Here is a 26790-nt window from a genome sequence, read left to right as displayed (position 1 = left end):
CAATTCCGCTTCATCCGGAGCGGACACGAGCGGAAATCAATCCTTGTCCATCCGCAAGGTGGTCACGTGCCCCAGTTCGGGCAGGACTTTGTACTCGACGTGATCCACCAGTTTCGCGATCAGGAACAATCCCAAGCCGCGCGGGCTTTCCTCGCCGCTGATCTTGCGTTCGAGGCTGAGCGTTGGCGGCAGCGCGAAGGCAAAGCCGCTGCCGTTGTCGATGACTTGCACGGTCAGGCTGTGCGCGCTGGGCCGGAGCAACACATCGAGGCGGTTCATGAGATTGAGTTTGTTGCCGTGTTCGATGGCATTCAAACAAGCTTCCGCCACGGCCGTGCGCAAATCTTCCACGCGGTTTGCCGGAAAACCGAGCTGCTGCGCCAGCTCGGCCGCGGCCTCCATCGCCATTTTCTCGAAGCCGGGCTGCGAAGGCAGAGAGAGGCGAATTTCGATGGCCTGTTCCGCGGCGGCGGCATTCCGGCCGTTTTCTTCGAACCGCCGCACCGTGGCCGGCACGCCCTCAAAGCGGGCGACCAGCAAAGTGAGATCATCGGAATGATCGCGGCTGCCGGAGAAAGCTTCGGCGTCCTGGATCAATCCCTGAATCATGCCGTTGCTGGATTCACGCGCGTGGCGGTGCACCGAGGCGCGCAAGCGCTCGAAGCTGTAAGGCTCGTTGTCGCGGTTCATCATGTCCACGATGCCGTCGGTGTAGAAAACGAGCAAGTCGCCGGCAACCAGCTCGAGAGGGCGCTGGCCGTAATCGATCTGGGGGCGGATGCCGAGCGGAAAGCGATCACCCTCCTCCGGCGAGGGCAGCAGCATGGCTTCGCCGTTGCGGTAGAGAATCGGGAGGGTTTGGCCGGCATTGGCGTAGAGCAGGCGGCCGCGGGCCAGATCGAGAATGCCGCAGAAGGCGGCGACGAACATGCCGCGTTGCAGATCCACCGCCAGCCGGCGATTGGCGAGCGCCAGAATTTCTGCCGGGGTTTGATGGCCCTCCGCCGCAAAGCGAATCGCGGAGAGCGCCGCGCTCACCACCATCGCGCTCGACACGCCCTTGCCCGACACGTCGCCGACGATGATCGCCAGCCGGTGCTCGTCCAGCGTGATGAAATCATAGAAATCGCCGCCGACCTCGGTGGCGGGCAGCGAGGTCGCTTCGAGTTGCAGGCCGGGGAGATTGGGCGGGGCCGCGGGCAGCATCTCGGTTTGCATGCGCCGCGCGATCTCGAACTCCTGCGTGATGCGCAGATTGTGCTGCAGCGATTGCAGCATCTTGTTGAAAGACCGCGCCAGCTCGCCGATTTCATCCTTCGAGTCGATGGCAAAGGTGGCATCCAGCCGGCCGTTGGCCACCTCCTGGCTGGTTTGATTCAACTGCCGTAGCGGCGCGAGAATCTTGCGGATCGACAGGGTCATGATGATGACCGTGAGAATCGCCACGGCCGCGATGGCCTCGACGGTGCGGTGACGCACGACGTCCGCGCTTTGGAAGAGATCGCGCTCGTAAGCGGAGGAGAGCAGGATCCAATCCCACGGTTTGTAATACATGTAGTAGACGATCTTGCGCTCGCCCTGCCGGCCGCGCGCGCCGGTTTCCTGATGATATTCGTCGTAGGCGGAATAGCGGTCGGGCTTGCCGGCTCGATCGATACGGTTGATGATCTTCTGAATGTGCGGAAAGCGCGGACTGTTGAGATTGTCGCCCACGTTGGTGGGGTGAATGATAAGGTTGCCCTTGGCGGGCGTGTCGGAGTTGTCGATGGCCACGATGTAGCCATCCACCGCGATGCGCACCGCGCTGAGCTGCTCTTTCAACTCCTCCGTCGGCCCGCCGTAGCGTTGGTTGTAGCGGTCGCAGAGCGCGTAGGCGAAATCGGTTTGCGCGCGCAGCAGGTCGCGCGCAAGCTGCTCCAGCTCATCCTGCGCGCCTTGATAGGCCCACAGAATCACGATGACGATGGTCAGCGCGATTTCGAGCAGAACGGCGAGCAGCAGTTTGGAGCGGATTTTCATGGGGGTTGATGAACGGCGAAATGATACGACGGCAGAATCGATGCTTCACAATCGACTCATGTATTCTTCAACACGGAGTCTCGGCTGCCTGAAAGTCGCGCGAGAATGCCACGGTGCAGTTCTTCCTGCCCGGGCACAACAACTTGAGAGAATGGATTGTCTCGCCGCAGGATCATATGGCTCCCGTGTTGCCCTTTGAACTGACAACGTGCTTTTCCCAGTGCTTTGACACCATCCCGTCCGGAAACTCCCGGCAGTTTGCTCATACGGCCACCAGCATCGCCTCAAAATTTTCTGCCGGACCCGGAAGGCCGTCTTCCTCAAGAGCCGCCAGGTATCCAATAATAGCTTCTTTGATATTCATGAGGGCTTCTTGTCTGGTTTTGCCCTGGCTAATGCAACCGGGCAAACTCGGGCATTCCGCCACCCAGTAACCATCTTCGCCAGGATAAATGATGACTTGTCGCATGAGACATCACCTGTGAATTTTTTGGTTATCGACTCAAATTCCTCACGATCACTTACAGAGAAACTATCCGGAAATTGGCTATTGCTTGTCCGCACTCGGATTCGTCACGCCCAGCCGGACCATTTTCTGTTGCAAGCCCAGCCGGCTCAGGCCGAGAATGCGCGCGACCTGGCTCTTGTTGCCGTGATAGCGCGCCAGCGCTGCCGCAATCATCTCGCGTTCGAGCTGATCGACGGCATCGCGCAGGCGGGCGGCGGTTGGCCGCGGCAGTGCTGCCGGCGCGGCGGTGCTGCGCAGTTTGGGCGAGAGCTGTTCCGGCAGCAGAAGCTGGCCCTCTTCCGCCAGAGTGACCAGCCGCTCGATTTCATTTTCCAGTTCGCGCACATTGCCGGGCCAGTGATGGTTTTCCAAATGCTGCAACAGCACCGGGGAAAGTCCGCCGGTTTTGCGGCGCAGCTTGTTTTCGAACACGCCGAGAAAATGCTGCGCCAGCACTGCCACGTCATCGCGGTGATCGCGCAACGGCGGAATGCGCAATTCCAGTACCGCCAGGCGATAGAACAAATCCTCACGGAAGCTGCCGGCGGTAATCGCCTCTGCAAGTTTCTTGTTGGTGGCGGCAATCACGCGCACGTTGACCGGAATTTCGCGGTCGCCGCCGATGCGGCGCAGGCGGCGTTCCTGCAGCACGCGCAGCAGCTTGGCCTGGGAGGCCGCGGGCATGTCGCCGACTTCATCGATGAACAGCGTGCCGCCGTGCGCCTGCTCGAACCAGCCCACGTGTTTCTTCACGCCGGTGGCCGTGCCGGCCTCGATGCCGAAAAACTCCGTCTCCACCAAATTCTCAGGAATGGCGGTGCAATTGACGCCGAGAAACGGGCCGTCGGCGCGCAGAGAATGATAGTGCAGGGCGCGCGCCACCAGTTCCTTGCCGGTGCCGGTTTCACCGGTAATCAAAACATTGGCGTCGCTTCTGCCGAAATTGCGAATCTGCTGCCGTACCTGCTGAATCGCCTCGCTCTTGCCGAGCAGCGCGGCATCACTGAAATCCCGCTTGGCCGCTTCGCGCAGCGCGAGGTTTTCCAGGCGCAATTTCTCCTGGGTTTCCTGCAGCGCTTCGTAAAGCCGCAGGTTTTCCAGGGCGCGGCCGCTGAAGCCGGCCACGGCTTCGAGCAGCTCGCGATCGGCCTCGGCATAAGGCTCGCCCAGCAAGCGCGGGCCGAGCACGAAAGCGCCCGCGCGGTGATCGCGCCCGAGGCTGAAGGTTCCGGCGGCAAAATGCTCGATGCCGAGGCTGGGGTCGAGCAACTGCCGCAACGCCGCCAGGATTTTCTCCAGCGTGAAGGCGCCGGCCTGGTTGATTCCGGCGGTCACGGCTTCCGGAAGCAATTCGCCGCGGCTGGCTGTGCAATGCCAGCGGCCGTCTTCGTCCTGCGCCACCGCCACGGCCTTGCCGGCGCCGAAAGTGCCCGCGAGAATCGCCAGCACCTCGCTGTAGAGGCTGCGACGCTCCCGGCATTCGCCCAGCGCCTGCGCCACTTCCAGCAGCGTGCGAAGCTGAAAGATCTCGCGCTCGAGCTGCCAGATTTGCGGGGAAGTTGCCGATTCATGCATGGCGAAAGTATAGGCACGACGTGCGCGAAATGCAAGCGGGAAGAGTGCTCAAAGCCGGGGCGCTCGGGATTTAGCGCCGGCATTTTGTCCGCAGGCTGGGAGGCACAGTTCTGGCGGATTCACGCAGGGGTGGGAGGTTTTCTGGGGAGGGTTGAGTAGGAGTAGGAGTAGGAGTAGGAGTAAGAGTAAGAGTAAGAGTAAGAGTAAGAGTAAGAGAGGGATTGCGGTTGGAGCAGTCAATTTTGCTGCAATGGGCTGGCGAAATCAAAACCGAAGAGCGGCGGGTTTTCGCCGATCACGGCAGCGGCGATGATGTAGAAGACATAGTCGCGGGTTTCAGCGGGGATTTTTTCGCTTTTCAGCAGCCGCCAAAAATTGCGCTCGCGCGGGTTGCTCGGCATGCGCTCGATGCGCGCCAGCACATTGCCCTGCCCCCAGTTGTAGGAAGCCATCACCAGCAAGCCGGAAGCCTGCGCCTTGGTGTCATAGAGCAGGCGCAGATGCTTGGCCGCGGCAGTGGTGGATTTCTCGAAATCGTGGCGGTCGTCCTTGGGGTCGAATTCGGCATAGCCCTGCAGCGGACCAACGCGCAGGCCGTAATCTTTGGCGGTGCGCGGCAGAAACTGCCACATGCCCTTGGCAATGCCGTAGACGGTCTCGGGGCCGCAGCGCGTCACTTCGAAATCACTCTCCTGCAGCGCGAGATAGAAAAACTGCGGCGGCAGACCGTGTTGCCGCATGATTTCCTTGATGCGATTGGTGTAGCCTCTTTGCCGGGCCAGCGCAATGGCCTGGCGCAGCCGCGGCGTGGTTTGCCATTTGGCAATGTACTCGCGCACGGTTTGCTTGAAATCGTCCGGCATGCTGCCGTCGCACTCGCCGAAGTCGCGCGCGATTTTGTAGATCAGCCAGTCTTGCGGCGAGAGTTTGTCCGGCGTGATGCCCAGAGCCTCGGCGACGAACTGGCTGTAATCTTCCTGCAACCGGCGCAGCTCGGCGCCCGGCCGCGCGGCAGCAGCGGGCGCGAGCGTGGCAATCTCCAGTTCCAGGGCTTTCATCGCATAAAACATGCTCTCCGCGCGGGCATGCAATTGCTCCAGCCGTTTCACCTGCACGCTTTGATAATACAACGCCCCGGCCGTGACCAGCAGCAGCGTGGCAATGACGCCGATGATCGCCCAGTAGCGCCGCGCGTGCTGGCGCCGCACCCGCTGAAACGCCCGGCGAATGAGCAGGGTGTGCTCGCCAATCTTGCTGGGCATGGAGAGGGTAAAGTAGCGCTTGCCGATTTGGGTGAGGGAGGCGGGCGCAACCGGCGGCAGGGGCAACACTGCTTCGCCGAGCGGCTCGAGTTGCAGCGTGAGGCGTGGCCCATTGCGGCCGAGTTCTACATCGGCGCGCGCCGGCAGCGCCGCGCGATCGATGCGATTGCCGTTGAGGAAGGTGCCGTTGGTGCTGTTCAAATCCATGACCCACCAGCGGCCGGCTTCGAAGACGATTTGCGCGTGGCGCAGGCTGACTTCGGGATTGACGAAGCTGATGTCACATCCGGCGCTGCGGCCGATGGTCAGGCCGCTGGTCCAGCGTTCCTGGGCGTGGCGAACCTCGCCCTTCTCGATGTGCACCAGCAGCGCGCGCGGTGTGGTCAACACCGTGCGCTCTTCCTCGCGGAGAGGCATACAGGCTGCTCGAATTGAAAGAGGAAATGCAAAAGGCCGGTCACGCACCGGCCTTTCGTGCAAACAACCGCAAACAGCGCCGGCCCGCGCACAACCTTGCCGGCGGAGGGGTTCAAGCTTTCATGGCCGGCGTTTGTTTGATCATGTCGAGATCATGCCGGGCTTCGTCGCTGAGCTTGACCTGGCCGCGCTCGTCGCGCACCACGCGGGAATACAGCGACAGGTCGCGATCGAACAGCCACTGGAACAGCAGGCGGGTCCAGGACTGATGCGAGATCAGATTATTGTAGGCCTCGGGTGCGGAGCGCTTGATGTCGGGCAGCTTGTTCCACGGCACGGAGGGGAAATCGTGATGCTCATTGTGATAGCCGACGTTGAAGGCCAGGGTGTTGAGCCGGCCGTAGTAGCTGTAGGTTTCCTGCACGCCTTTTTCGTCGACCATGTAGTGCCGTTGAATCCAGCGGGCGCCCAGCGGGTGCAGGCCGATCGAGAAAAACAGCGAAGCCAGCAGGTAGATGAAAGCCCACGGTCCCCAGAACACGAACACGGCCACGTCAAAGCCGAGTTGCACGATCAGATTGAAGATGCTCCAGCCGTCCCACAGATTCAGCTCCCTCAAGCGCAGCGGCCGCGTGGCCTGAAAGAAGGGATAGAACAGCAGCCACAGCGCTTTGCCCCACCAGGAATTGCCGATGAGCTTGGCTTCCCAGTGACTCGGCAAATCGGCATCCAATTCATACACGCCCTGGAAGGCATGATGCTTGAGATGGTACTTCTGGAACGAGATCGCGCTGGGCACGACGATCGGCAAATTGGCGATGATGCCCGCGAGATTGTTGAAGGCTTTCTTTTCGAAGAGCAAGTTGTGCGCGCATTCGTGGATCATGACAAACAGGGCATGGTTGGCAAAGGCGCCGATGGTGTAGGCCAGCAGCAGCACCGCCCACCACGGCTGGTCTTTGATGAGGTAAGCGCTCACAATCTGCAGCCCGACAATGCCGCAAATGATCAAAAAAGTGTACGGGTTCTTTCCGATAAGCTGCCGGACCTCGGGGTGCTTGCTCAAAATTTCCTTGGTGCGTTCACGATGTGGTTCACGGGTTTGGGAATGAGTGAAATCTGCTCTTTTGGTGTTCATCGGATACCTATTTTGCTGAGTTCATGAATCATGAGTCTGCGGCCGGGGTCCAGAACGGCGCGAGGGGGGAATCAATCCTGAAGTCGCGGCAGCTTAGCGAAAAAATACTACTTTGTCAAGCGATGAAATCGCGCGGCTGAAGTGGCCGGGAATGCCGGCCGGTATTAGAATGTTTGTAAGTGGACTGCCGGTTTACTATATTTGCTCCGTCCCAGAACGCCACCGCCCGGGCGCTTTGTCTTGAACAGGAGCACATTTTTTTTCGCTTGTGCATGTTGCGGGGTCCAGCGCCCGGGCGGTTTCTCTCATGACAGCATTTTTCAAACCCGTGTGCAGGTTCGTAGTCCTGCCCCCTCGTGGGGCACTGTTGCAACCGCGAGTCCATTGGCTTCAACAGCCGCTCACAAGGAGTGGAGACTACAAACTTTTCATTCAATTGAAAACGGCTGTCGTCTTGCGCATCACAGCAAATGAGCAAGAGCATGAAGCCCGTGAAGCCGCGAATGCCGGCCCCTCCCGCTACTGAGCTTGCTGAGCAGGCGATTCCCCGCCTGTTGGAAGCGCATGGCGGACTCATCTACAATTTGGGTCTGCGCATGTGCGGCCGGCAAACCGATGCGGAAGATTTGGTGCAGGAGACCTTCCTGCGCGCGTTTCGCAAGTGGGAGCAGTTCGAAGGCCGCGCGCAACCGGGCACCTGGCTTTATACCATTGCGGTGCGTACGTGCAAGCGCATCAAGCGCAAACGCGCCGGCCAGCCCCAACGCATGCAATCCCTCGCCGAGCTAATGCCGACTCCGGAAGAGGGTGAGATTCCCGATCTGCCCTCTGGCCACGACGGCCCACTGGAGTACGTGCTGCGCCGCGAGGCTCAGGAGGCGGTGCAACACGGCCTCACCAAGCTGCCCCCGCCCTTTCGCATGGCGCTGCTGCTCAAGGACATTGTGGAATTCTCCGTGGAAGAAGTTGCGCAGGTTTTGGGGATCAAGGAAGCCACGGTCAAAACGCGCGTGCATCGCGGCCGGCTGCTGTTGCGCAAGGAACTGGTGAAGAAACTGCCGAAGCGCAAGGCGCCGCCGCCCGATCATGAAAAACAAGTTTGCCTGCATCTTTTGCATGCCAAGCAGGAAGCGCTCGACCGGGGCGTGGAGTTTCCCCTTGCCGCCGGGGAGTTGTGCTCACGCTGCCAATCTCTGTTCGCCACTCTCGATTTGACCCACGAAGTTTGTTTGAATCTCAAGCGCGGGCCTTTGCCCGAGCCGCTGCATCGTTTGCTGCTGCAGGAATTCAAACACGCCGGCCGGCCGGCCAGCAAGCGTTCGGTCAAGCGACCCGCCTGAGAATTTCCCCGCTGTCATATTCGTGTCCGTCCGGGAAACGTTCAGCCTCGGCAGAGCCGAGGTTTTTTTGGGGATTCTTGTGAGCGTGAATCTGGCATTTGGAAATCCCACGGCTCAGCCGTGGGAGATCAGGCTGGTGTGGATGTTCAGCCTCGGCAGAGCCGAGTTTTTTTTCGAGATTCTTGTGAGCGTGAATCTGGCATTCGGAAATCCCACGGCTCAGCCGTGGGAGATCAGGCGCGTGTCCGTCCAAAAAATGAAAAAACCGCCCGGGCGCTCAGCCCCAAAGCGTGTACCGGTTGAACACAGCTTTCACATCCTCATGACAACGCGCGCGGCGGCCACGTAATTCTTTTCCAATCTGGCGCTTAGCCCAGCCCACAGCAACCTGCGGGAACCTTTTTCGCAACTGTGTCTCTAACCCTGAGAGTGCCAAAGAGCACGGTCAATACCCTGGTTGTGGAAAAAGCGATAGATTCTCAAGAGGGCAGATTCTGTGGAAATGAGTATGGCAATGGGCTATGTCGCGATGCTGGCGTTGGGAGTGGTCTTGGGATTGATTGGCGCGGGCGGTTCGATTCTCACCGTGCCGGTGCTGGTGTATTTGTTCGCCGTGTCGCCCACGCAAGCGACCGGCTACTCGCTGGCGATCGTGGGCGCCACCGCGCTGGCCGGCGCCATTGAATATCTGCGCCGCGGGCAATCCAACCCGCGCATGGCCGTGATTTTCGGCACGCCGGCAATTCTGGGCGTTTATCTTACCCGGCGTTTCATCTTTCCCGCGATTCCCGATCCGGTACTGCAATCCGGCGGCCTGGTGCTGAGCAAAGATGTGATGGTCATGATCGTTTTCGCGATTTTCATGTTGATCACTTCAATCGCCATGATTCGCAGCAAGAAGGAGGCGGAGCTGGCCGGGCCGCCGGTGGAGTTGCACCGCAGCAAGATTCCGCTCATCTTCGCGCTCGGGCTGGGCGTGGGCATCATCACCGGATTCGTGGGCGCGGGCGGCGGCTTCATGATCCTGCCGGTGCTGGTGCTGCTGGGCGGCCTGCCCATGAAAGTGGCGATCGGCACGGATTTGCTGATCATCGCTGCCAAGTCACTGATCGGTTTCATCGGTGAGGCACAGGCCGTGGCCAACATCGACTACGGTTTCGTGATGCTTATCACGTTGCTGCCGCTGGTGGGCATTGCGTTGGGCACCTATCTCAACAAACACGCGCCCGCGGGCAAGCTGAAGATGGCTTTCGGCTGGTTCGTGCTGATCATGGGCGCCTACATTGTGACCAAAGAGTTGTTTCTGGCATAAACCGCCGGCGCGCAGCGGTTGCGCATGTCATGGCCGGCGACGAAGGGCTGTATTCGAAAAAACTCAAACCATCATAAGGAGGTTCTCTCATGCTTTTTCGCATGCTGTATGACGAGAAGCTGGCCCAGGCCAGTTATTTGATCGGCTGCCAGCGCACTGGGGAAGCGGTGGTGATCGATCCCGAGCGCGACGTTGACCGCTATGTCGCAGCGGCGGCGCGCGAGGGCATGAAGATCACCGCCATCGCGGAAACCCACATCCACGCGGACTACCTTTCCGGCGCGCGTGAGTTGGCGGAACGCACCGGCGCCCGCCTGTACGTTTCGGATGAGGGCGACGAAAACTGGAAGTACCGCTGGCTCGACAAAAAACAGGGCGGCGGCAGCTATGATCATAAACTGCTCAAAGACGGCGACACCTTCAAAGTCGGCAACATCGAGTTGCGAGCCGTTCACACGCCCGGCCACACGCCCGAGCACATCAGCTTCACGGTGACGGATCTCGGCGGCGGCGCCAACGAGCCGATGGGCATTGCCACCGGCGATTTCGTTTTCGTCGGCGATGTCGGCCGGCCGGATTTGTTGGAAACTGCGGCCGGACAAAGCGGCGCCAAGGAGCCGGCGGCGCGCGTGCTCTATCAAACCGTGCAACGCTTCAAGAACCTGCCGGATTACATGCAAGTCTGGCCGGCGCACGGCTCCGGCAGCGCCTGCGGCAAGGCCCTGGGCGCAGTGCCGCAATCAACGGTGGGCTATGAAAAACGCTTCAACGCCGCGCTTGCCGACGCCACGGAAGAGGGCCGGTTTGTGCAAGCCATTCTCGCGGGCCAGCCGGAGCCGCCGCTTTATTTCGCCCGCATGAAACGCGAAAACAAAGAAGGCCCGGCGATCCTGGGCAAACTGCCGCAACCCAAGCCGCTCGACGTGCAGGCGCTCAAGCGGTTGGTGAATGAAAACGCCGTTATCGTGGACACCCGGCCGTGGCCGCAATTCCGCGAAAGCCATATCGCCGGCGCGCTGTGGGCGCCGTTGTCCAATTATTTCCCCAATGCCACCGGCTCCTATCTCCAGCCCAACCAGCCGTTCTATCTCATCGTCGAGGAAAAGCGCGTGGAAGAAGCGGTGATCGACTTGATTCGCATCGGGCTGGATGCGGTGGCGGGTTACGCCACGCCGGAAACCTTCGCGCAATATCAGGCCGGCGGCGGCAAAGTCGCCAAAATCGCAGTGCTGCCGATCGCCAAGCTGAACGGCAACCTCGATCAGCCGGGCACACTGATTCTGGACGTGCGCGGGGAGGCGGAATTCGAAGCCGGACATCTGCCGCAGGCGCAGAATCTCGCTTACACACAGTTGCCCAAGCGCGTTGCCGAGGTGCCGAAGGATCGCCGCATCCTGCTGCATTGCCGCACCGACAATCGTTCCGCGATTGCCGCGGCCTGGCTGCAGCGCCACGGCTATGAGGTGGTTCATCTCAGCGGCGGGTATGTCGCCTGGCAGAGTGCCGGCGGCAAAGTCGAAGCGGTCAACTAGGCGGGCGATCGTTTGCTGCCGGATCTCCTGCCGCACACCGGAGGGCTTGCGCTTCCGGTTTGCCGCGCAGTCTGATTATTCAAATCAAACACAAGTCCATTCATTCACTCTTCGCGAGGTTCGAACATGACGGAAGTCATCGTTTGGAGCGGCTGGGTCGGCGGGCTGGCAGTGGGCACGTATGCGCTGCTGCAGTGGCTCGTCTCCGGCAATGCCTTGGGCGCCTCCACTGGTTTCGGCAACGTCTGTAGCTTTGTCTCGAATGCCTCGTTTTTTCACGAGGGCGAATATGAAACCGCCAACAACTGGCGGCTCTGGTTTATCATCGGCATTCCGCTCGGCGGCCTGCTGGGCGCTTTGACCTCACCGGGTGAAATCGTCGCCAGCTTCTCGATGGGCCAGATGTATGACAGCGTGCTGCCGCAGGCGCTGTGGGCCAAAGGCCTGGTGCTGATCATGGGCGGCGTGATGATCGGCTACGGTTCGCGCATGGCCGGCGGTTGCACCAGCGGCCATTCCATTGCGGGCATGTCCATGCTCAATCCGCCCAGCGTGCTCGCTTCCGCCGGTTTCTTCGTGGGTGGAATTATCATGGTGCAGTTGCTCTTCCGGCTGCTGGCCTGATTCAGGAGAATGATCATGAAGAAATACTCGTTTCTGTTGTTCGGGGCGCTGTTCGGTTTCATTCTCAGCCGCGCAGGTGCCACCACCTACGATTTCTACGCCAAGCTGTTCTTGTTTGAGCATTTCCAGCTCTTGTGGGTCATTGTCACGGCCGCGACGCTCGGCGCGCTCGGTGTCGCGCTGCTCAAAGCCATGAAAGCCCGCACGCTGTTCGAGGGCAAGCCCATCGCCTTCAAGGGCAAGCCCTACAAATCCTCGCTCATCCCCGGCTCCGTGCTGTTCGGCCTGGGCTGGGGCCTGGCCGGCGCCTGCCCGGGCACGGCGCTCGCGATGTTGGGCGAGGGCAAGTTGGGCGCGCTGTTCACGCTCTTCGGTGTTTTTCTCGGCACCTACCTTTACGGCCTGCGGGAGAGCAAGGCCAAAGCGGCGCGTGCGGTGGCTGGTGCGGCCGCCCGCGTGGAAACGGCTTGAAGCCGAAAGGATGGTCGCCACCAGTGTCATCCCGCAAGGATCCTGGGAAGAGGTGAGCACAGCGCCAAGTTTTTCACCGGATTCCTTTTGAATGACACGCGGGATCACTTGCACAAAGCAAGGCAAGCAAGCACGAGGTGATCGTGCCTATGTTCGCTGATTCCGCCAGCAATGCTGCAAAACGGATGAAATCAATCTTGAACAGGAGAGATGATCATGAGCAAGCCTATCGAAATCACTGATGCCAATTTCAAGCAGGAAGTATTGGAATCCGCCATTCCGGTTTTGGTTGATGTGTGGGCGGATTGGTGCATGCCCTGCCGCATGGTGGCGCCCGCAGTGGAAGCCATTGCCTCGCAATACGCCGGCAAGGTGAAAGTCGGCAAGATGGACGCCGACAACAATTTCATGCCTTCGGAGCTGGGCATTCGCGGCATCCCCACGCTGCTGCTGTTCCAGGGCGGCAAAGTGGTGGATCGCATCGTCGGCGCCGTACCGCAAAAAGTCATTGCCAGCCACATTGATCAAGTGCTGGCGAATTAGCGTCTGTCCGGAAATGAAGAGACTGCCCGGGCGCTCGGCCTCGCAGCGTGCACAAGCCGAATAGAACTCGCTGCTCTTCATGACGAAGCGCCCGGGCGGTAGTGTTTTTGAAGGGATGTAAATTAGTGTCCGTCCGAAATTGTGGTCTTTTGAATGAAGTGCTCCTGCAACGGCTTGGCCGTTGCCTCAAAATCCCGGGAGTTTTGACGACGCCCGGCGTTTTGGAAACCTCGGCTCAGCCGAGGTGGGAACGTTTTCCGACAGACGCGAATTAGGCCCGCGCGGCGGCGTCCGTGCCGCGTAAGAAAACGGGTGTGCCTGGTGTCTGTCCGCAAGCGCGAGCTTTTGGGAGAATGTTCCTGCAACGGCTTGGCCGTTGCCTCAAAATCCTCAGAGTTTCCACGCCACGCGAAGTTTTAGCAACCTCGGCTCAGCCGAGGTGGGTGTATTTTCCGACAGACACGAATGGATCCAGGCGGCGTGCTGAGCCGTGAGGTTTTTCTTCTCGCCGGATTCTCACCGGAACCACGAATGCAGTCCGCTCACTTTTTTTGATTGCTCTGCGGCATAGTCACGGAAGACCAGCGGTCAATGTGCTAGCTGGTGTGCAAAGCAGCGGACACGCTGTTGAATGAAAACTCATTTGAATGAAGTATCACTCGCTACGGAGGTGAGTTGTGAAAGCAAATGTCGGTTCCCTTGATAAAACCGTTCGCCTGATCCTGGCGCTGGTGCTCTTCAGCCTGTATTTCGTGCTCGAGGGCAATCTGCGCTTTCTCGCGCTGGTGGGATTCATTCCCCTGCTCACCGGCCTGGTTTCCTGGTGCCCGCTCTACGCGCTTTTCGGATTGAGCACCTGCCCGGCCAAACCGGCGCGGCCATGATGAGAATAGCGGATATCACCGCGGCATAATCCTGTTGCCGAGCGGCGGCAGGCTTTGAGTCATCTGAATGTTTCGCAAGCACCAACATGAAGGCGGGCCGGTTGAATTGGGATTGCGGCCGAATTGGCGGCAATTCACCCTGCTTGTGCTGATCAACGCCTTTGTCGGCGGCTTGGTGGGCCTGGAGCGCACCGTGGTGCCGTTGATCGCCGAGCACGATTTCGGGCTGGTCTCGAAATCGTTGGTGCTTTCTTTTTTGGTGAGCTTCGGCGTGGTGAAAGCCCTGGCCAACGTCATGGCCGGGCGCTGGTCGGATCGTTTCGGCCGCAAGCCCATTTTGATTGCAGGCTGGCTGCTGGGTCTGCCGGTGCCGCTGCTCATCATCTACGCGCCCAATTGGAACTGGATTGTCTTCGCCAACGTTCTGCTGGGGATCAATCAAGGCTTGTGCTGGTCAACGACGGTGATCATGAAGATCGATCTCGTTGGCCCGCAGCAGCGCGGCCTGGCGATGGGTTTGAACGAATTTGCCGGCTATCTTGCCGTCGCGCTCGCGGCGCTGGCATCCGGCTACCTCGCGGCGCAGTACGGACTGCGGCCGGCGCCCTTCTATCCGGGCCTGGCGTTCGGCCTGCTGGGATTGTTGTTTTCGATTTTTTTCGTGCACGAGACCCGACGGCACGTTGCGCAGGAAGCTGCCTTGCTGCCGCCGGCGCGACCCTCCGCCAACAACAATGCGTCCGCCTCCTTCCGCTCCGTGTTTTGGCTCACCACCTGGCGCAATCGCACGCTGTTTGCCGCCAGCCAGGCCGGCCTGGTGAATAATCTCAACGACGGCATGGTATGGGGGATGTTGCCGATCTTTCTCGCGGCCGCGGGATTGTCGCTCGGCCATATCGGCCTCATTGCGGCAGTGTATCCCGGCGTGTGGGGAATCAGCCAGCTCTTTACCGGCGCGCTCAGCGACCGCTGGGGCCGCAAATGGATGATCGCCCTCGGCATGGTGGTGCAGGCGCTCGGCATTGCGCTGTTCGTCGTCGGAAAGGATTTCTCGGCGTGGCTGGCCGGCGCGGTGTTGTTGGGATCGGGCACGGCGCTGGTTTATCCCACTTTGCTGGCCGCGATTTCAGACGTTGCCCCGCCGGCCTGGCGCGCCTCGGCAGTGGGTGTTTACCGGCTCTGGCGCGACGCGGGCTATGCCGTGGGCGCGCTCGCGGCCGGACTGCTTGCCGATGTTTTCAACTTGACCACCGCAATCGCGGCGGTTGCCGGCCTCACTTTTCTCTCCGGAATCATTGTCGTGGCCGTTATGTCGGAAACCCTGCCCGGCCGCGCGCACGCCAACGCCCGCCAACCTCACTGCACGAACGCCACAATTTCCTAATGTTTTTTTGAGGTAGTCCAGCCCTGCTGCGAAGATTGCCGTTTGCAGGCGTGAGGGGATTCCGGGGACTGCACAAGAATTGCCCGGAAACTTGCGCAGTGCGCCGCGGCGCCGCTCACACGCGCAAGAGGTACTGAAATTTCATGAAGAACTGGCGCTGGGTTTGGGTGAAATCGCGGTGCGCGCCCAGCTCTTCGAAGGCATGCGTCGTGCCGAGATAAAAAATCGTGAACGGGTTGAGCTTGTAGCTCAGCAGCGGCTCGATATTCAAAACTTGGTCGAAATCATTGTATTGCGCCACCAGCCGCAGAAACAGCTCGCGCGTGAATTGATAGTTCAGGCGCGTGCGCGCAATGTAGCCGTTGAAAATTTCCGGGCCGTGGTTGGGATGGCGCAGTCGCGCATGCAGGAATGAAGGCTCGATCACCAGGCGGCTCAGCGGCCGGATCGTGGCCCACGCCTGCAGATCCGTGCCGCTGCCCAACACCGGGTCCGCCAGGTTGCGGGCGATGAAGCGGCCGTGCGCCAGCCAAAATCCCAGATTCAGCGGTTTGCTGAAATTGCTGTTGACTTCGATTTCTAGGCGGCGAATGCCGGGGAATTCCTTGCCGCGAAAGCGTTCGGTGCTGAACACGCTGCCCAGGAAGACGCTGGTTTGCGCTTTGAGCTGCAGGTTCAAGCGCGGCCGGATCCAATCATCCTTGCGCTCGCCGGCGTAATTGAAAAAGCGGCCAAAAACCAGGCTGGGCGTGAGGCGGTCAACCACCCGGGTATTGGGGTAGAGATCGTAACCGTTCCACAAGACGAACTGATGCTGATCATTGCCGGTAATGAAGCCATTATCCGCCCGGAAGGTCGCGCTCGATCCGACATAATCAAAATCGAAGCTCCAGTGCCGCGCCTCGCGCTCGAAGCTGGCGTAGACCGCATTCCCCCAAAACGATTCGCCATCAAACGCGGTGGTGTGTTGGCCGCGATCAAACGTACTTTGCCGCGCGCTGATCTCGGCGGTGAGCACGGCGTTGTCCGGTTCCTGCGTGTGGCTCAACAGCGCTTGCAGTTCGAGACGGTAATTGCGGCGAAAGCGCCAGAGGCCGTCGATGCTGATGATGCTGCCCGCGCCGCCGCCCTCCAGGCGCCGGTCGGTGATGAGCGCACCGAGATAGGAATCTTCCAAAAAAGTTCGCTTCAAACGCAGCACGTTGGAGGTACTGCGTCCGGCGCTCAAGAACGCGCTGCGTTCCTCGAACGGCAGAATGACTGGCGAGTTTTCGTCGCGCGCCAGAACGTAGCCGATGCTGGTGCGATTCAGGCGCCCGACCAGTTTGGTGGCCAGCACAGGATTGTTGATCGAACGCGTGTAGAACACGTTGAACCAGGTGTTGAACAGATCACTGCCCTCCTGAAAGAACGGCCGGCGCTCGGGGTAGAATAATGCGAACGTCGTGTTGACGTCGATTTGGCTGGCGTCGGATTCGATTTGGCTGAAATCCGGATTGTAAGTGGCTTCCGCGGTGAGACTGGGGGTAAAGGCGAACTGCACGCCCAGCGAGGCTTCGCCGTCGACCTTCGAGTTGGCGAGGCCGGCGCCGGGATCCTCCCAATCCCGCCAGCGGCCCGATTGAAACGCGATGACCGAGGGCAGCAGCTCGAGCTTGCCGGCCGGCTTGACGTTGTTGATTCCGCTCAGGGTTCCGAATTGGCAGGGGAAGCAGGGATTGTCCCGGCTCACGCTCGCCCAGGAATACTGGCGGCGGCTGTCGCGCGGGTGCGTGCGAAAGAAAGTGATGCGCCAATTCTGCTTCGGCTTGTCCGGAAAGCGCAGGCTGCTGAAGGGAATCGCCATTTCCACCTGATAGCCGGCGGCGGTGATCTTGCCTTGGGAGGCAAAGATGAGATTGAAACCGTCGTCCTCATTCTCCGCGGTCCAGCGCGCGTCGCCCTGCACGCCCAGCGGATTGGCGAAAATCTCATACGCCCAGGCGCCGTCGCCGTAGGTGTCCAGGATGATGCCGACAAAATCGTCCTGCCACATTTGATCGCGGTCACGCAGGGAGGCGCGAATGGCGCCCGGGTTGCTGTCCGCCGCTTTGAAGGCAAGATAAAGATGGGTGTCGCTGTAGGCCACCAGGGCCTCGGTGTTGACCGGCGGCCGGCTCTGATCGCCCGGACGGATCTCGGCGAAATTCGTGGCCGCCACGGCCTCCTGCCAACCGGGATCATCAAGCTCACCATCGATTTGGATGGGCGCGGCCGCTCGGCGAATTTCCAGCGCCGGTAGAACGTTGGGCTGAAACGGGCGGCTATCATCCGGCTGGCTGCGGGCAAAAGCCGCTAGGCCGATGAGCAATAGGCTAAGCGTGGCTGCAGTGCGCATGTTCAATTCTCCTGGTGACGGCGTGCCGAGGGGTGAGAGAAGACGGCAGGCTTATACGGGAGCCGCGCGCGATTGTGACAGGTCGACACCAAGCCGTCTTGTTTTCTTCGTTTCACCTCGACGGTGGGACGCTGCGCGGCCGGGAAAAACCGCGGCAACTTGTTTCAGGGTTTGCGAGGCTTGAGACTGCTCGGTCGCGGCGACGTTCAACCCCTCGCGTTCGGCGGGATCCTCCCCGGCATGCAGGCATGGAAACAACACCGGCCCGAGCGGCCGCCTCGGCACGCGCTGTTGACTTGCAGAAGGCAGCGCGCGCTGCCAGGGTCGTCGAGCCGGAAGTGGTTGGCGGCCTCACGGTCACCGGCTGAGACCGCCGCCTTCATCGCCCATGTCCGCGCGGCACGAGTGCGAGCAGTCACGGCGTTTTCGTGTGGCAGAGTCCGGACGCGGCTGGAGAGTTCTGCCGATGCCCCGGCCTCTTCTGCCGGCCGCCGGCGCGCCCTCGCTCACAGCGAAAACCAGCGATTCAGTTTGATCAAGAAGACGTTGTCGGGATAAACGTTGAACAGATCATTCAAATTATTCCGGAAGGAAAATCCGCCGGCCGGATTCGTGCCGGTGCGGCCCTGCGACCACACCAGAAAGACAGTCGAGCCCGGGCTGTATTCCCAGCGCACCACCAAGTTCGAGCGGAATTGCTGGAAGTTGAAATCCGGGTTTTCGAAGGCGTAGTCCGTGTTGCCGTCCAAATCCTCATCCACCTGCAACAGTCCCTTCGCTTCCTCCCGCGCGATTTCATTGGTGAAAACGTGGAAGCGTTCGGCATAATCATCGGCGCGCGGCGCCGTGATGCGCTTGAACTGGGAGAACTTCCCCACGGAGACGAACGGCTGGCCGTAGTATTGCACCGACAAATTCGGCGTGATGCTGTAGTCCACGCGCGCGGTCAACGCCACGGTTTTCTGCTGCAACCGGCCGAACACATAGCGGCTCTGCGCGCCGTGCGCAAGCGTGTTCACGTACTGCAATTCATCGCGATTGAAGCCGTAGTAGGGATTGAACTGGAGTGACAGCGCGTTGAGGGGACGGAATGCCAACCAGAGGCCGACTTCGTGGTAATGCGTGCCGCCCACGTCTTCCCAACTGTTGAAGCTGTTCACGCCCACTTGCACTGCCTTGCGCTGATCGCTTTCCACGGTGATCCACTGATTCCACTGCGCCGGCAGCCGCAACGCCGGCCCGCCGCGCAAGGCCGTGGTGGCCAAATCCTCGCCCTCGCGCCCCACGCCCAGCCAGACGTACCAGTAGTTCTTCAGTTGCCCGCCGCCATTGATGTTGCCGCCGCTGAAAACCGGCTCGCCGCCGAAGTTCCAGCCCTGCCATTGATTCACATTGAGGTTCAAACGATTGAAGATCGCGACCGGATTGGTGAAGCGGTAGCCCAGCCACAGCGATTGCATCACGCGGTCCGCCTGGCGCATGAAACCGGCGTCATTCAACTCCAAGCCCGGCGACCGCCAGGTGACCGCGAGATTCGCGCGCACGGGGCTGTTGCCGCCGCGGCCCACGCTCAAATTGCCGCCGTGTCCGGTCAAGGAGGTGCGGTTCGGGTCGAACTCGAGATAATCGGCGTCGGGGCGCTGAAAGTATCGCTGCGAGGCTTGTTGCGCCTCGGCAATTGCCGCCCGGTCACCGCGAATGTGGCTGACCACGCCCAGCGCTTCCAGATAGTATTTGCGGTCATGCCATTGATGGCGTACGTCCACGCCGCCGGAGTAAGCGGCGCGGTTCAGGCTGGTGATGCGGGTCCCCGCAAGATCGCGATGCGTGGCGGTAAGCATGCCGCCAATGGCGCTCGTGCCGCGGTTGAAATCCTGCTGCACGCGGCCGATGAAATAATTGGTGCGCGGTTCCACGACTTGGCGGCGGCGCTCGCTGTTGAAAGCGATCTCTGCTTCCTCCTCCTCGGTCACGGCTTCGAGCAGGCCGAGCGAAAGTCCGCTTTGCGTTTTGCCGGTCAATTTGGCGGCACCCACGATCGAGGAATTCTCCGGCATTGCAATGAATTCGCCGTCCGCCAGCTCCGGTGCGAGGCTCGGCGCGCGGCCAATGCGCCGGGAGTAGAACAGCCGGTCGTTGGAAAAAGACCCGTCGCCGCCGGTCAGCCGGTAATCGAGAATGCTCTGGCCTTCGATGAAGAACGGCCGCTTTTCCTGGAAGTAGGATTCAAAGGCGGTGAGGTTGACTTCGGAAGGATCCGCTTCGACTTGGCCGAAATCGGGATTGAGGGTGAGGTCCAAAGTCAGATCACTGGTGACGCCGGCTTTGGCATCGAGTCCGCCGGAGAGTTTGCGATGCTCGCCGGTCGCGAAGGGATTGCCCGCCTGCTCTTGAGCGCGTCGCAGGCTGCTGACGCCATAGGGCAGAATCTCGATGCGCTGCGCCGCTTGAATGCCTTTCAGGCCGTGCAATTCTCCAAAGTAACTCACCCAGCCCGCGGTGTTTTGCGGAATGTACTGCCACACCGAGCGTTCCTGCTTGCGGAAGATGCGGCGCTGTACTTGCATGCCCCACACGTGCGCCTCCTTGTCACCGAAGCGCAACTGGCTGAAGGGAATGCGCATCTCCGCGCACCAGCCCTGGTCGTCCACCGCCACTTCCCCGAACCACACCGGATTCCAGTTGGCGTCCCAGTTCTCGCCGTCGTTGGAAACGGCTTCATCGCCCTTCACGCCCGCGGCATTGATGGTAAAGGAGAAAGCGGTGCGGTGATCGAAGTAACTATCGATGTTGATCTCGACCCAGTCGCCGTCAAAAGAATCCCGGCGCGTGACGCGGCGCACGATCTGCTCCGGCTGGTCGTCGTGCGCGCGAATGCCGATGTAGAGATTTTTGTCGTCGTAAGTGATTTTGAAGCTGGTTTGCAGAGACGGTGGTTTGCCGTCATTCGGTTCGCGCTGGGTAAAATCGCCGGCCCATTCGAGTTTTTCCCAGACCGGATCGTCCAGGCGGCCGTCGATGACCGGCGGATGCGGATTGAGGTGTTTGGTGTGATACATCTTTTTGGCGGCGGGCTGGGTGGCCGCGGCGAGTGCCACGGCCGGCAGCAACAGCACGGCAGTGAGTAACTTGCTGGTCATGCGGAAGCTCCTGCAAAAGAGAAATGCGGCACAGCAAGGGTGGGAGCGGAGGCCATTCCCAACTTTGCGCCCGTGGCTTGCTGGCCCTTAAGACAACGCAAATCTTAAAAAGTTACCAGGGGGGAAGAGAAAAAACTCTGCGACTTCGACGGAGGTGGAGGGGGAAAGGTTGCCGGCCTTGTGACGAATGGCTGCTGCCGGCAGGGTTCATCGGGCTTTGTGGAAGGAGCACCGCCACAACGGGTGATTATCTAATACTGCAATTAGGTATACACTCTCCGCGTTGAGAAGGCCGGGTTGACCCCGACGGGGTCGCATGGAATAGTCCACGGGCAGCGCCCTGGGAACCGATAGGATTTGTCGCATTTAGCCCTGCAGAGGCGGTATTCCTGACGTGGTTCTATGGCGCCCAGGTGGGGCTTGGTGGTAACGCAATGGTTATCGATTTTCCAGGGCGTTGCCCTTCGCTGCTACCTTTCGCCCTCTTGATGCTCGTTGTCTGTGCAGTAGAATTCGACTCAACGTTGTAGGACTAAGGGCAGGGCAAGTGCATCACTCCTGCAAATCATCGAGCGCCTGCGCCAATCGCTGCAAACCCGTGGCGACCATTTCCACCTGCCCGCCGAGGGCAAGGCGAAAATGCTGCGGCATGCCGAAAAAGTGACCGGGCACCACCGTGGTGTCATACTTCGCGCGCAGCCGCGTGCACAAAGCCTCGACGTTGCCCGGCCGCAGCCGTGGAAAACTGATCATACCGAACTCGGTCGGCACGGCCTGCAAATCGGGCCGGGAATCGAGAAAGGCATGCCAGGCGCTGCGGTTTGCCTGCAGGATGGTTTGCGCGCGGCGAGTGATGCCCGCGATTTGTGCCAGCGCCAGCACGCTCAAGCGCTCGGCCACGTGCGGGTGATTGACGCCGAAGAGATCGTTCAAGCGCCAAATCTGCTTCGCGAAGTCCGGCGCGGCCAGGATCCACCCGCAGCGCAGGCCGCTGAGGCCGTAGGCTTTGGTGAGACTGCTGGTGACGATGAACTGCTCGCCGAGATGAATCGCGCTCGGCGGCCTGGCCTCGAACATGGCTTCGCGATAGACTTCATCGACGAGCACGCGGCTGCCCACCCGCTGCGCAAGTTCGCCGATGCGCCGCAGCGTATCATTGTCCGTGTACACGCCGCTGGGATTGTGCAGATTCGAAATCACAATGAGTCTGGTGGCCGGCGTGAGCGCGCGTTCGACCTCGGCGGGATCGACGCGAAACCCGTCCACCCAATTGCGGTTGAAATGCCGCACGCGGCCGCCGAGAAATTGCGCGGTGGAAGTCAACAATTCGTAGGTCGGGTGCTCGATCAAAACTTCTTCGCCGGGCGCAAACGCCGCCGCCATTGCCAGATGATTCGCCATCGACGTGCCGTTGGCCGTCACCACGCAGGCGGGATCGACCCCGCAATGGCGCGCCAGCGCCTGCTGCAGCGGCTCGTAGCCATAGCCGGCCGGCCCGGTCAATTCGAGATCGGCCAGCGTCACCTGCAATTCCGCCAGCGGATAGTTCACCAAACCGCTGGAGGCGAGATTGTAACGGCTGCCGGAATGCAGCTTGGCCCATTCCATGTAGGGCGAGTTCATGACGCGGTTCATGATTGCACCTGATAGCCTTGGGAATGATTCTTTCACTGCGGTTTTTCTCGCCGCCACCAGAAAAACGCCGGAATGCCGGCGAGCAAAATCACCAGGCCGATCAAGGTGTTTTGCGGATAGGCAATGAAGGTGTTGAGCACGATCAACCAGCACGCGGCCACGAAGAACGCCGTGCTCCAGGGATGGCCCGGCATGCGATAGCCCGCGGAAGGCGGCCGCGCTTTTTCCCGCCGGCGCAACCCGAACAGGCAGGTGGCGGTCAATCCGAAGAAAATGAAATCAACGGACACGACGTAGTTGAGAATCTGTTCATAGCGTCCGGAGAAGGCGATGATGATGGCGAACAGTCCCTGCAACGCAATCGCGGTCACCGGCACGTGCGTCTTGGGATGCAGCCGCGCCACGGCTTTGAAGAACACGCCGTCTTCCGCCATCGCGAAATACACGCGCGGCGCGGTGAGAATGCCCTGGCTCAGGAAGCCGAGGGTGGAAATGGCAATGCCGATCGCGATCACTGCCGCGCCTTTTTCGCCGAGCACCACGCGCATGACTTGCGAGGCGGGCGCGTTGGTTTGCGCGAGTCCCGCCGCGCCCAGCACGTGCACGCACACGAGATTGACCGCCAGATACAGCACGATCACGCCTGCGACGCCGAGCAGCAAGCCGCGCGGCAAATCTCTGCCGGGATTGCGCATTTCGCCGGCCACAAAGCTCGACGTTTGCCAGCCGCCGTACGCAAAAAACACCGGAATGATGGCGGCCGCCATTGCCGACAGCAACGGCAGGCCCGGCGGGCGGTCCAGCAGGGGCTGCCAGGTGAGGTGGGATTCGCCTGCCAGCCAGAAGCCGCACACCACCAAGCCGACGATCGCAGCGATTTTCAGCAGCATCAGCATGCTCTGCACCGTGCTGCCTGGCCGCACGCCCAGGCAGTTGACCAGCGTCAGCACCGCCAGCGCCGCGGCCGCGACCAGCCAATCCGCGAGCGCCAAACCGGTGAGCTCGAGAAAATAGCGGCCAAAGGTGACGGCCACCGCGGCCATGCCGCCGGTTTGCACCACCAGCAACAGGCACCAGCCGTAAAGAAACGCCACCAGCGGGTGATAGGCTTCGCGCAGATAGGCATATTGCCCGCCCACCTGGGGCAGGCGCGCAGCCAGCTCGGCGTAGATGAAGGCGCCGAGCAAGGCAATGACGCCGCCGAACAGCCACGCGCCCAAGATGAGAAACGGCGTGTGCACCTGCTGCGCGACGACGTAGGGATTCATGAAAATGCCCGAGCCGATGATGCCGCCCATGACCAGCATGGTGGCGTCGAACAAACCGAGCCGCCGGGAGAGTTGCGGCGGGGCAGCAGAAGAAGTGCGTGCGGGGGCATCGTGTGAGGGGTTCAAGGTTCTTCCTTGGAATGGGAAGTGGGTAACGGTATCAGATCAACGGTGACAAATGTGACAGCAAAGGGCATCGCCCTGGAAAAAGTCCCCGCCGCAATTTCGCGTCCCCAACGAGGACAGAGGTGAGATCGAAGGGCATCGCCCTGGAAAACGCCACCGCCTCGGGTATGAAGCCCCGACGGGGCGAGATAGAATTGCCTGCAAACGATCCCGACACCGCGGTCCTATTCCGCCCCATGGGGCTTGCGGATGCTGTGATCGGCTTCTTCACCAGGGCGTTGCCCTTCGCTGCTGCATGCTGCCCCGTTCGGGGCGGTTGGGGCAAATGATAACATTTTTCCCCACCAATGCCAGACCATTCTGGTGAAATAAGAATGTCGATACCATTAGGACTGACGCAGCAACCTGTGCCTGCGCGCTGGTTCTGCCTATCCCCTCTTCAACTTGATCAACGTCACCTCCGCGGGCGCGCCCAGGCGAATCGGCGGACCCCAATAACCGGTGCCGTTGCTGACATAGATCCAGGTGCTGCCGTGCTGGTGCAAACCCGAAACATAAGGCTGTTGCAACGGCACGAGAAAATTCCAGGGATAAAATTGGCCGCCGTGCGTGTGGCCGGAGAGTTGGAGATCGAAACCGGCCTCGGCTGCCGCGAAAACACTGCGCGGCTGATGCGCCAGCAAAATTTTTACCTCGGCGTGCGGTGCGTTGGCGAGGGCCTGGCCGGGATTGGAATCGTGATGCGGCACAAACGGCCCGGCCCCAAAATCCGGCACACCGGCGATGAGCACACGGCTGTTGCCGTGCGTCACCATGCGATGCTCGTTCAACAGCACGGTGAAGCCCAGGCGGCGCGCCTCCGCCAGCCAGGCCTCGGCACCGGAATAGTATTCATGATTGCCGGTGATGTGAAACTTGCCGTAGCGGCAGGTGAGTTGGGCCAGCGGCGCGACGTCTTCGCGCAGATGAGCCACCCGGCCATCGGCCAGATCGCCGGTGAAAACGATCACATCCGGCGCCAGACGATTGACGGCCACCACCACTTTTTTCACGAAGGCGGCAGAGATCGTGTCTCCGACATGCAAATCACTGATCTGCACCAGGCGGAGGCTTTCAAGCTCGGGCGGCAAGTTGGGCAGTGGCACGGTCACTTCCACCACGGCCGGCGTGCGGCGGGCTTGATAAACACCGTAGCCCACCAGCACCGCGGTCAATCCCAGCACCGCGAGATTGGTGGTGAGCAGCAGCTCGTGCAGTTGCTTTCCGTTCAGCAACGCCGCGCCATTCGGCGAGAGCTGCACCAGGGCAATGGCATGCTGCACACCCCACAGCGCCAGCCCGGCGAGATCGCGCAGCAACAAAAGAAAGAAGAGAAAATTCAAACCGCCCATGCTCAAAAAGGTGAGCCACGCCAGCGGCCGCTGCCACCACGGCTTTTGCGGGCGGCGGGAAATGCTGAAGGTGAGCGGCGGCAACGCGATCAACACCAGGATGCCCAACCAGGCGAGGCCGGTGCTGAGCGCGTTCATTTGCAGCGGGGCCAACAGGCGCCAGCCGACATAACTGTAAGCGAACGCGTAGAGACTGAAAGCGATGAGGAAAAACATGCAGTGCTGCCTTTTCAAAATGAGCAGTGAAGTCACGGGGGCGGCGGTTCTTCAGCCTGGATATAACGAAAAAGTTTGCTACGAATGCAATCTGTTTTTGCGAGCGAGCGGAAAGCGCGGCGCGAACGGTTGCAGTGAAGTCAAGTGCTGCCCATTTTCGGACTGAAAGGCGAGTGGTGAATCGGTACACCATTCCTGGCAAGCACGCGAAATCGGCTGGTGTGCCCCAAGCCGCCGCTTGAACAATCGCATGCGAGCGCCAGTCTTTTTCACTGAATGCCGGCCATGCTTGCGCTGCTCGAGGAGCGTGTTGCGACAAACTTGTTGACTCTTAGAAGGCGCTAAGCTATATTTTGCTGCGTTGAAAAATTTCGCAGCCTCGGCATTGCGCCGGGCAGGAGAGAGGAAAACAACTCGCACAATCATCCCCAACGATATGACCGGAGAGAGGAGAATATCTTGGGCAAGGCCCCGGGAAGAGGGTGAGCGTCAGGACGACAAAGCGACCTAATCATTTGTCGAATGAGAATGGACTTTGGAGTCTTCCCCGTGCAATTGTCCGATTACTTGTCGGAGAACTTGATCTTTCTCGATCTCGACGCGGACGACAAGTACGAGGCCTTCAGCGCGATGGTATCGCAGATGGCGAAGCAAGAGGCCATCGCCGAGCCTGCCCAATTCTTGCATGAAGTGATCGAGCGCGAGGCCGTTGAGCCGACGTGCATTGGAAGAGGGGTGGCGCTGCCGCATACGCGCACCATGTGTGTCAAGAAACCGATCATCGCTTTCGCGCGCACCAGCCGGAGCATCCCCTTCACGGCCACGCGCAGCGACGGAGTGCAACTCATCTTTATGATGGGCACCCCGAAAGACGAAGCCAACCAATACCTGCAAATTCTCGCCCGACTATGCCGGTTGCTCCGCCGCAGCGAGTTTCGTGACAAACTCCTCACCGCCGCCTCCCCCAAAGAAATCCTGAAGCTGTTCGACGAATTCGATACTCCGCTCAACTGAACCGTTTCCCCGCTCCGCCGGCCCGCCCGGACGCCAAAATCGCATCACCAGACCGTTACTATGCCGAAGTCGCTGAGCCATGAATCAAGCCTCTTATCGCATCGCGCTCGTTACGTTGAGTGATCGCGCCGCCGCCGGCAGTCGCGCCGATGAAAGTGGACAAGTGCTGCGGGAACTGCTCGAGCAGCACGGCCTGCCGGTTTTCGCACAGCTCGTGCTGCCGGATGACGCCGGCCAGCTCGTCGATCGCCTGATTCACCTCGCGGAGGTGGAACACGCTGATTTGATTCTCACCACCGGCGGCACCGGCTTGAGCCGCCGCGACGTGACGCCCGAGGCTACGCTCGCGGTGATCGACCAGCGCGTGTTGGGCATCGAAGAAGCGATGCGAGCGGCAGGCCTCCGCCAAACGCCGTATGCGATGCTGTCGCGCGCCGTGGCGGGCGTGCGCGGCCGGACGTTGATCATCAATCTGCCCGGCAGTCCCAAAGGCGTGCGCGAGAATCTGGCGGTGGTGCTGCCGGTTCTGCCCCATGCGCTCGCCCTCCTGCGCGAAGAGCAAGTGCAGGATGAACAGCATTTCTTCCAGCCCTGAACGCTACCTTTCACGGAGA

At 60.6% G+C, this 26790-nt stretch carries 21 protein-coding genes; 10 read left to right on the top strand and 11 right to left on the bottom strand.

Features of this window, described 5'->3' with window-relative positions; translation table 11 throughout:
• Nucleotides 1–36 precede the first annotated feature (36 nt).
• From L6R21_11320 to L6R21_11295, 6 genes are all read right to left on the bottom strand, one after another.
• Complete coding sequence (locus tag L6R21_11320; protein MCK6559776.1) at nt 37–2019, bottom strand: SpoIIE family protein phosphatase; 1983 nt, start codon at nt 2017–2019, stop codon at nt 37–39.
• 56 nt (nt 2020–2075) lie between these two features.
• Nucleotides 2076–2285 (bottom strand): type II toxin-antitoxin system HicA family toxin, encoded by a 210-nt coding sequence (locus L6R21_11315; protein MCK6559775.1) that lies wholly within the window; start codon nt 2283–2285, stop codon nt 2076–2078.
• A complete protein-coding gene (locus tag L6R21_11310; protein ID MCK6559774.1) occupies nt 2282–2488 on the bottom strand; it encodes a type II toxin-antitoxin system HicB family antitoxin in 207 nt (68 codons plus the stop codon). The genes L6R21_11315 and L6R21_11310 overlap by 4 nt, the downstream gene beginning before the upstream one ends.
• A 78-nt stretch (nt 2489–2566) precedes the next feature.
• Nucleotides 2567–4102, bottom strand: coding sequence for a sigma-54 dependent transcriptional regulator (locus L6R21_11305; protein ID MCK6559773.1), 1536 nt, complete (start codon nt 4100–4102; stop codon nt 2567–2569).
• A gap of 236 nt (nt 4103–4338) precedes the next feature.
• Nucleotides 4339–5781 (bottom strand): FHA domain-containing protein, encoded by a 1443-nt coding sequence (locus tag L6R21_11300; GenBank protein ID MCK6559772.1) that lies wholly within the window; start codon nt 5779–5781, stop codon nt 4339–4341.
• 112 nt (nt 5782–5893) lie between these two features.
• Nucleotides 5894–6919, bottom strand: a complete 1026-nt coding sequence (locus L6R21_11295) for a fatty acid desaturase (GenBank protein ID MCK6559771.1) — start codon at nt 6917–6919, stop codon at nt 5894–5896.
• A 482-nt stretch (nt 6920–7401) separates the two neighbouring features.
• Between L6R21_11295 and L6R21_11290 the strand changes: the two genes are divergently transcribed.
• From L6R21_11290 to L6R21_11255, 8 genes are all read left to right on the top strand, one after another.
• Entirely contained in the window at nt 7402–8259 is an 858-nt protein-coding gene (locus L6R21_11290; protein MCK6559770.1) for an RNA polymerase sigma factor, read from the top strand.
• Nucleotides 8260–8767: 508 nt separating this feature from the next.
• Nucleotides 8768–9571 (top strand): sulfite exporter TauE/SafE family protein, encoded by an 804-nt coding sequence (locus L6R21_11285; protein ID MCK6559769.1) that lies wholly within the window; start codon nt 8768–8770, stop codon nt 9569–9571.
• Between the two features lie 89 nt (nt 9572–9660).
• The gene (locus L6R21_11280; protein ID MCK6559768.1) at nt 9661–11103 is read left to right on the top strand and encodes an MBL fold metallo-hydrolase; all 1443 of its coding nucleotides are present in this window, start codon (nt 9661–9663) and stop codon (nt 11101–11103) included.
• Between the two features lie 126 nt (nt 11104–11229).
• Complete coding sequence (locus tag L6R21_11275; protein ID MCK6559767.1) at nt 11230–11727, top strand: YeeE/YedE family protein; 498 nt, start codon at nt 11230–11232, stop codon at nt 11725–11727.
• Between the two features lie 15 nt (nt 11728–11742).
• Entirely contained in the window at nt 11743–12198 is a 456-nt protein-coding gene (locus L6R21_11270; protein MCK6559766.1) for a YeeE/YedE family protein, read from the top strand.
• A 216-nt stretch (nt 12199–12414) separates the two neighbouring features.
• Entirely contained in the window at nt 12415–12741 is a 327-nt protein-coding gene (trxA, locus tag L6R21_11265; protein MCK6559765.1) for a thioredoxin, read from the top strand.
• A gap of 677 nt (nt 12742–13418) precedes the next feature.
• Nucleotides 13419–13625 carry a DUF2892 domain-containing protein gene (locus L6R21_11260; protein ID MCK6559764.1) on the top strand — a complete coding sequence of 69 codons (207 nt, stop codon included), beginning with the start codon at nt 13419–13421 and terminating at the stop codon, nt 13623–13625.
• Nucleotides 13626–13692: 67 nt separating this feature from the next.
• The gene (locus L6R21_11255) at nt 13693–15009 is read left to right on the top strand and encodes an MFS transporter (GenBank protein ID MCK6559763.1); all 1317 of its coding nucleotides are present in this window, start codon (nt 13693–13695) and stop codon (nt 15007–15009) included.
• 115 nt (nt 15010–15124) lie between these two features.
• Here the strand turns inward: L6R21_11255 and L6R21_11250 are convergent, their stop codons facing one another.
• From L6R21_11250 to L6R21_11230, 5 genes are all read right to left on the bottom strand, one after another.
• On the bottom strand, nt 15125–17386 hold the full coding sequence (locus L6R21_11250) for a carbohydrate binding family 9 domain-containing protein (protein ID MCK6559762.1): 2262 nt from the start codon (nt 17384–17386) through the stop codon (nt 15125–15127).
• A gap of 506 nt (nt 17387–17892) precedes the next feature.
• The gene (locus L6R21_11245; protein ID MCK6559761.1) at nt 17893–20526 is read right to left on the bottom strand and encodes a carbohydrate binding family 9 domain-containing protein; all 2634 of its coding nucleotides are present in this window, start codon (nt 20524–20526) and stop codon (nt 17893–17895) included.
• A gap of 552 nt (nt 20527–21078) precedes the next feature.
• Nucleotides 21079–22149, bottom strand: coding sequence for a pyridoxal phosphate-dependent aminotransferase (locus L6R21_11240; protein MCK6559760.1), 1071 nt, complete (start codon nt 22147–22149; stop codon nt 21079–21081).
• 44 nt (nt 22150–22193) lie between these two features.
• Complete coding sequence (locus L6R21_11235; protein ID MCK6559759.1) at nt 22194–23555, bottom strand: amino acid permease; 1362 nt, start codon at nt 23553–23555, stop codon at nt 22194–22196.
• 428 nt (nt 23556–23983) lie between these two features.
• Nucleotides 23984–25162 carry a metallophosphoesterase gene (locus tag L6R21_11230; GenBank protein ID MCK6559758.1) on the bottom strand — a complete coding sequence of 393 codons (1179 nt, stop codon included), beginning with the start codon at nt 25160–25162 and terminating at the stop codon, nt 23984–23986.
• Between the two features lie 549 nt (nt 25163–25711).
• On the opposite strand from L6R21_11230, the gene L6R21_11225 reads away from it, so the two are divergent.
• A complete protein-coding gene (locus tag L6R21_11225) occupies nt 25712–26176 on the top strand; it encodes a PTS sugar transporter subunit IIA (GenBank protein MCK6559757.1) in 465 nt (154 codons plus the stop codon).
• A gap of 79 nt (nt 26177–26255) precedes the next feature.
• A complete protein-coding gene (locus L6R21_11220) occupies nt 26256–26771 on the top strand; it encodes a MogA/MoaB family molybdenum cofactor biosynthesis protein (GenBank protein MCK6559756.1) in 516 nt (171 codons plus the stop codon).
• Nucleotides 26772–26790 lie beyond the last annotated feature (19 nt).

The organism is bacterium (assembly GCA_023150945.1).
Classification (GTDB): Bacteria; Zhuqueibacterota; Zhuqueibacteria; order Zhuqueibacterales; family Zhuqueibacteraceae; genus Coneutiohabitans.
Note: the sequence above shows the minus strand (reverse complement) of the source record. Positions and strands in the feature narration are given on the sequence as shown.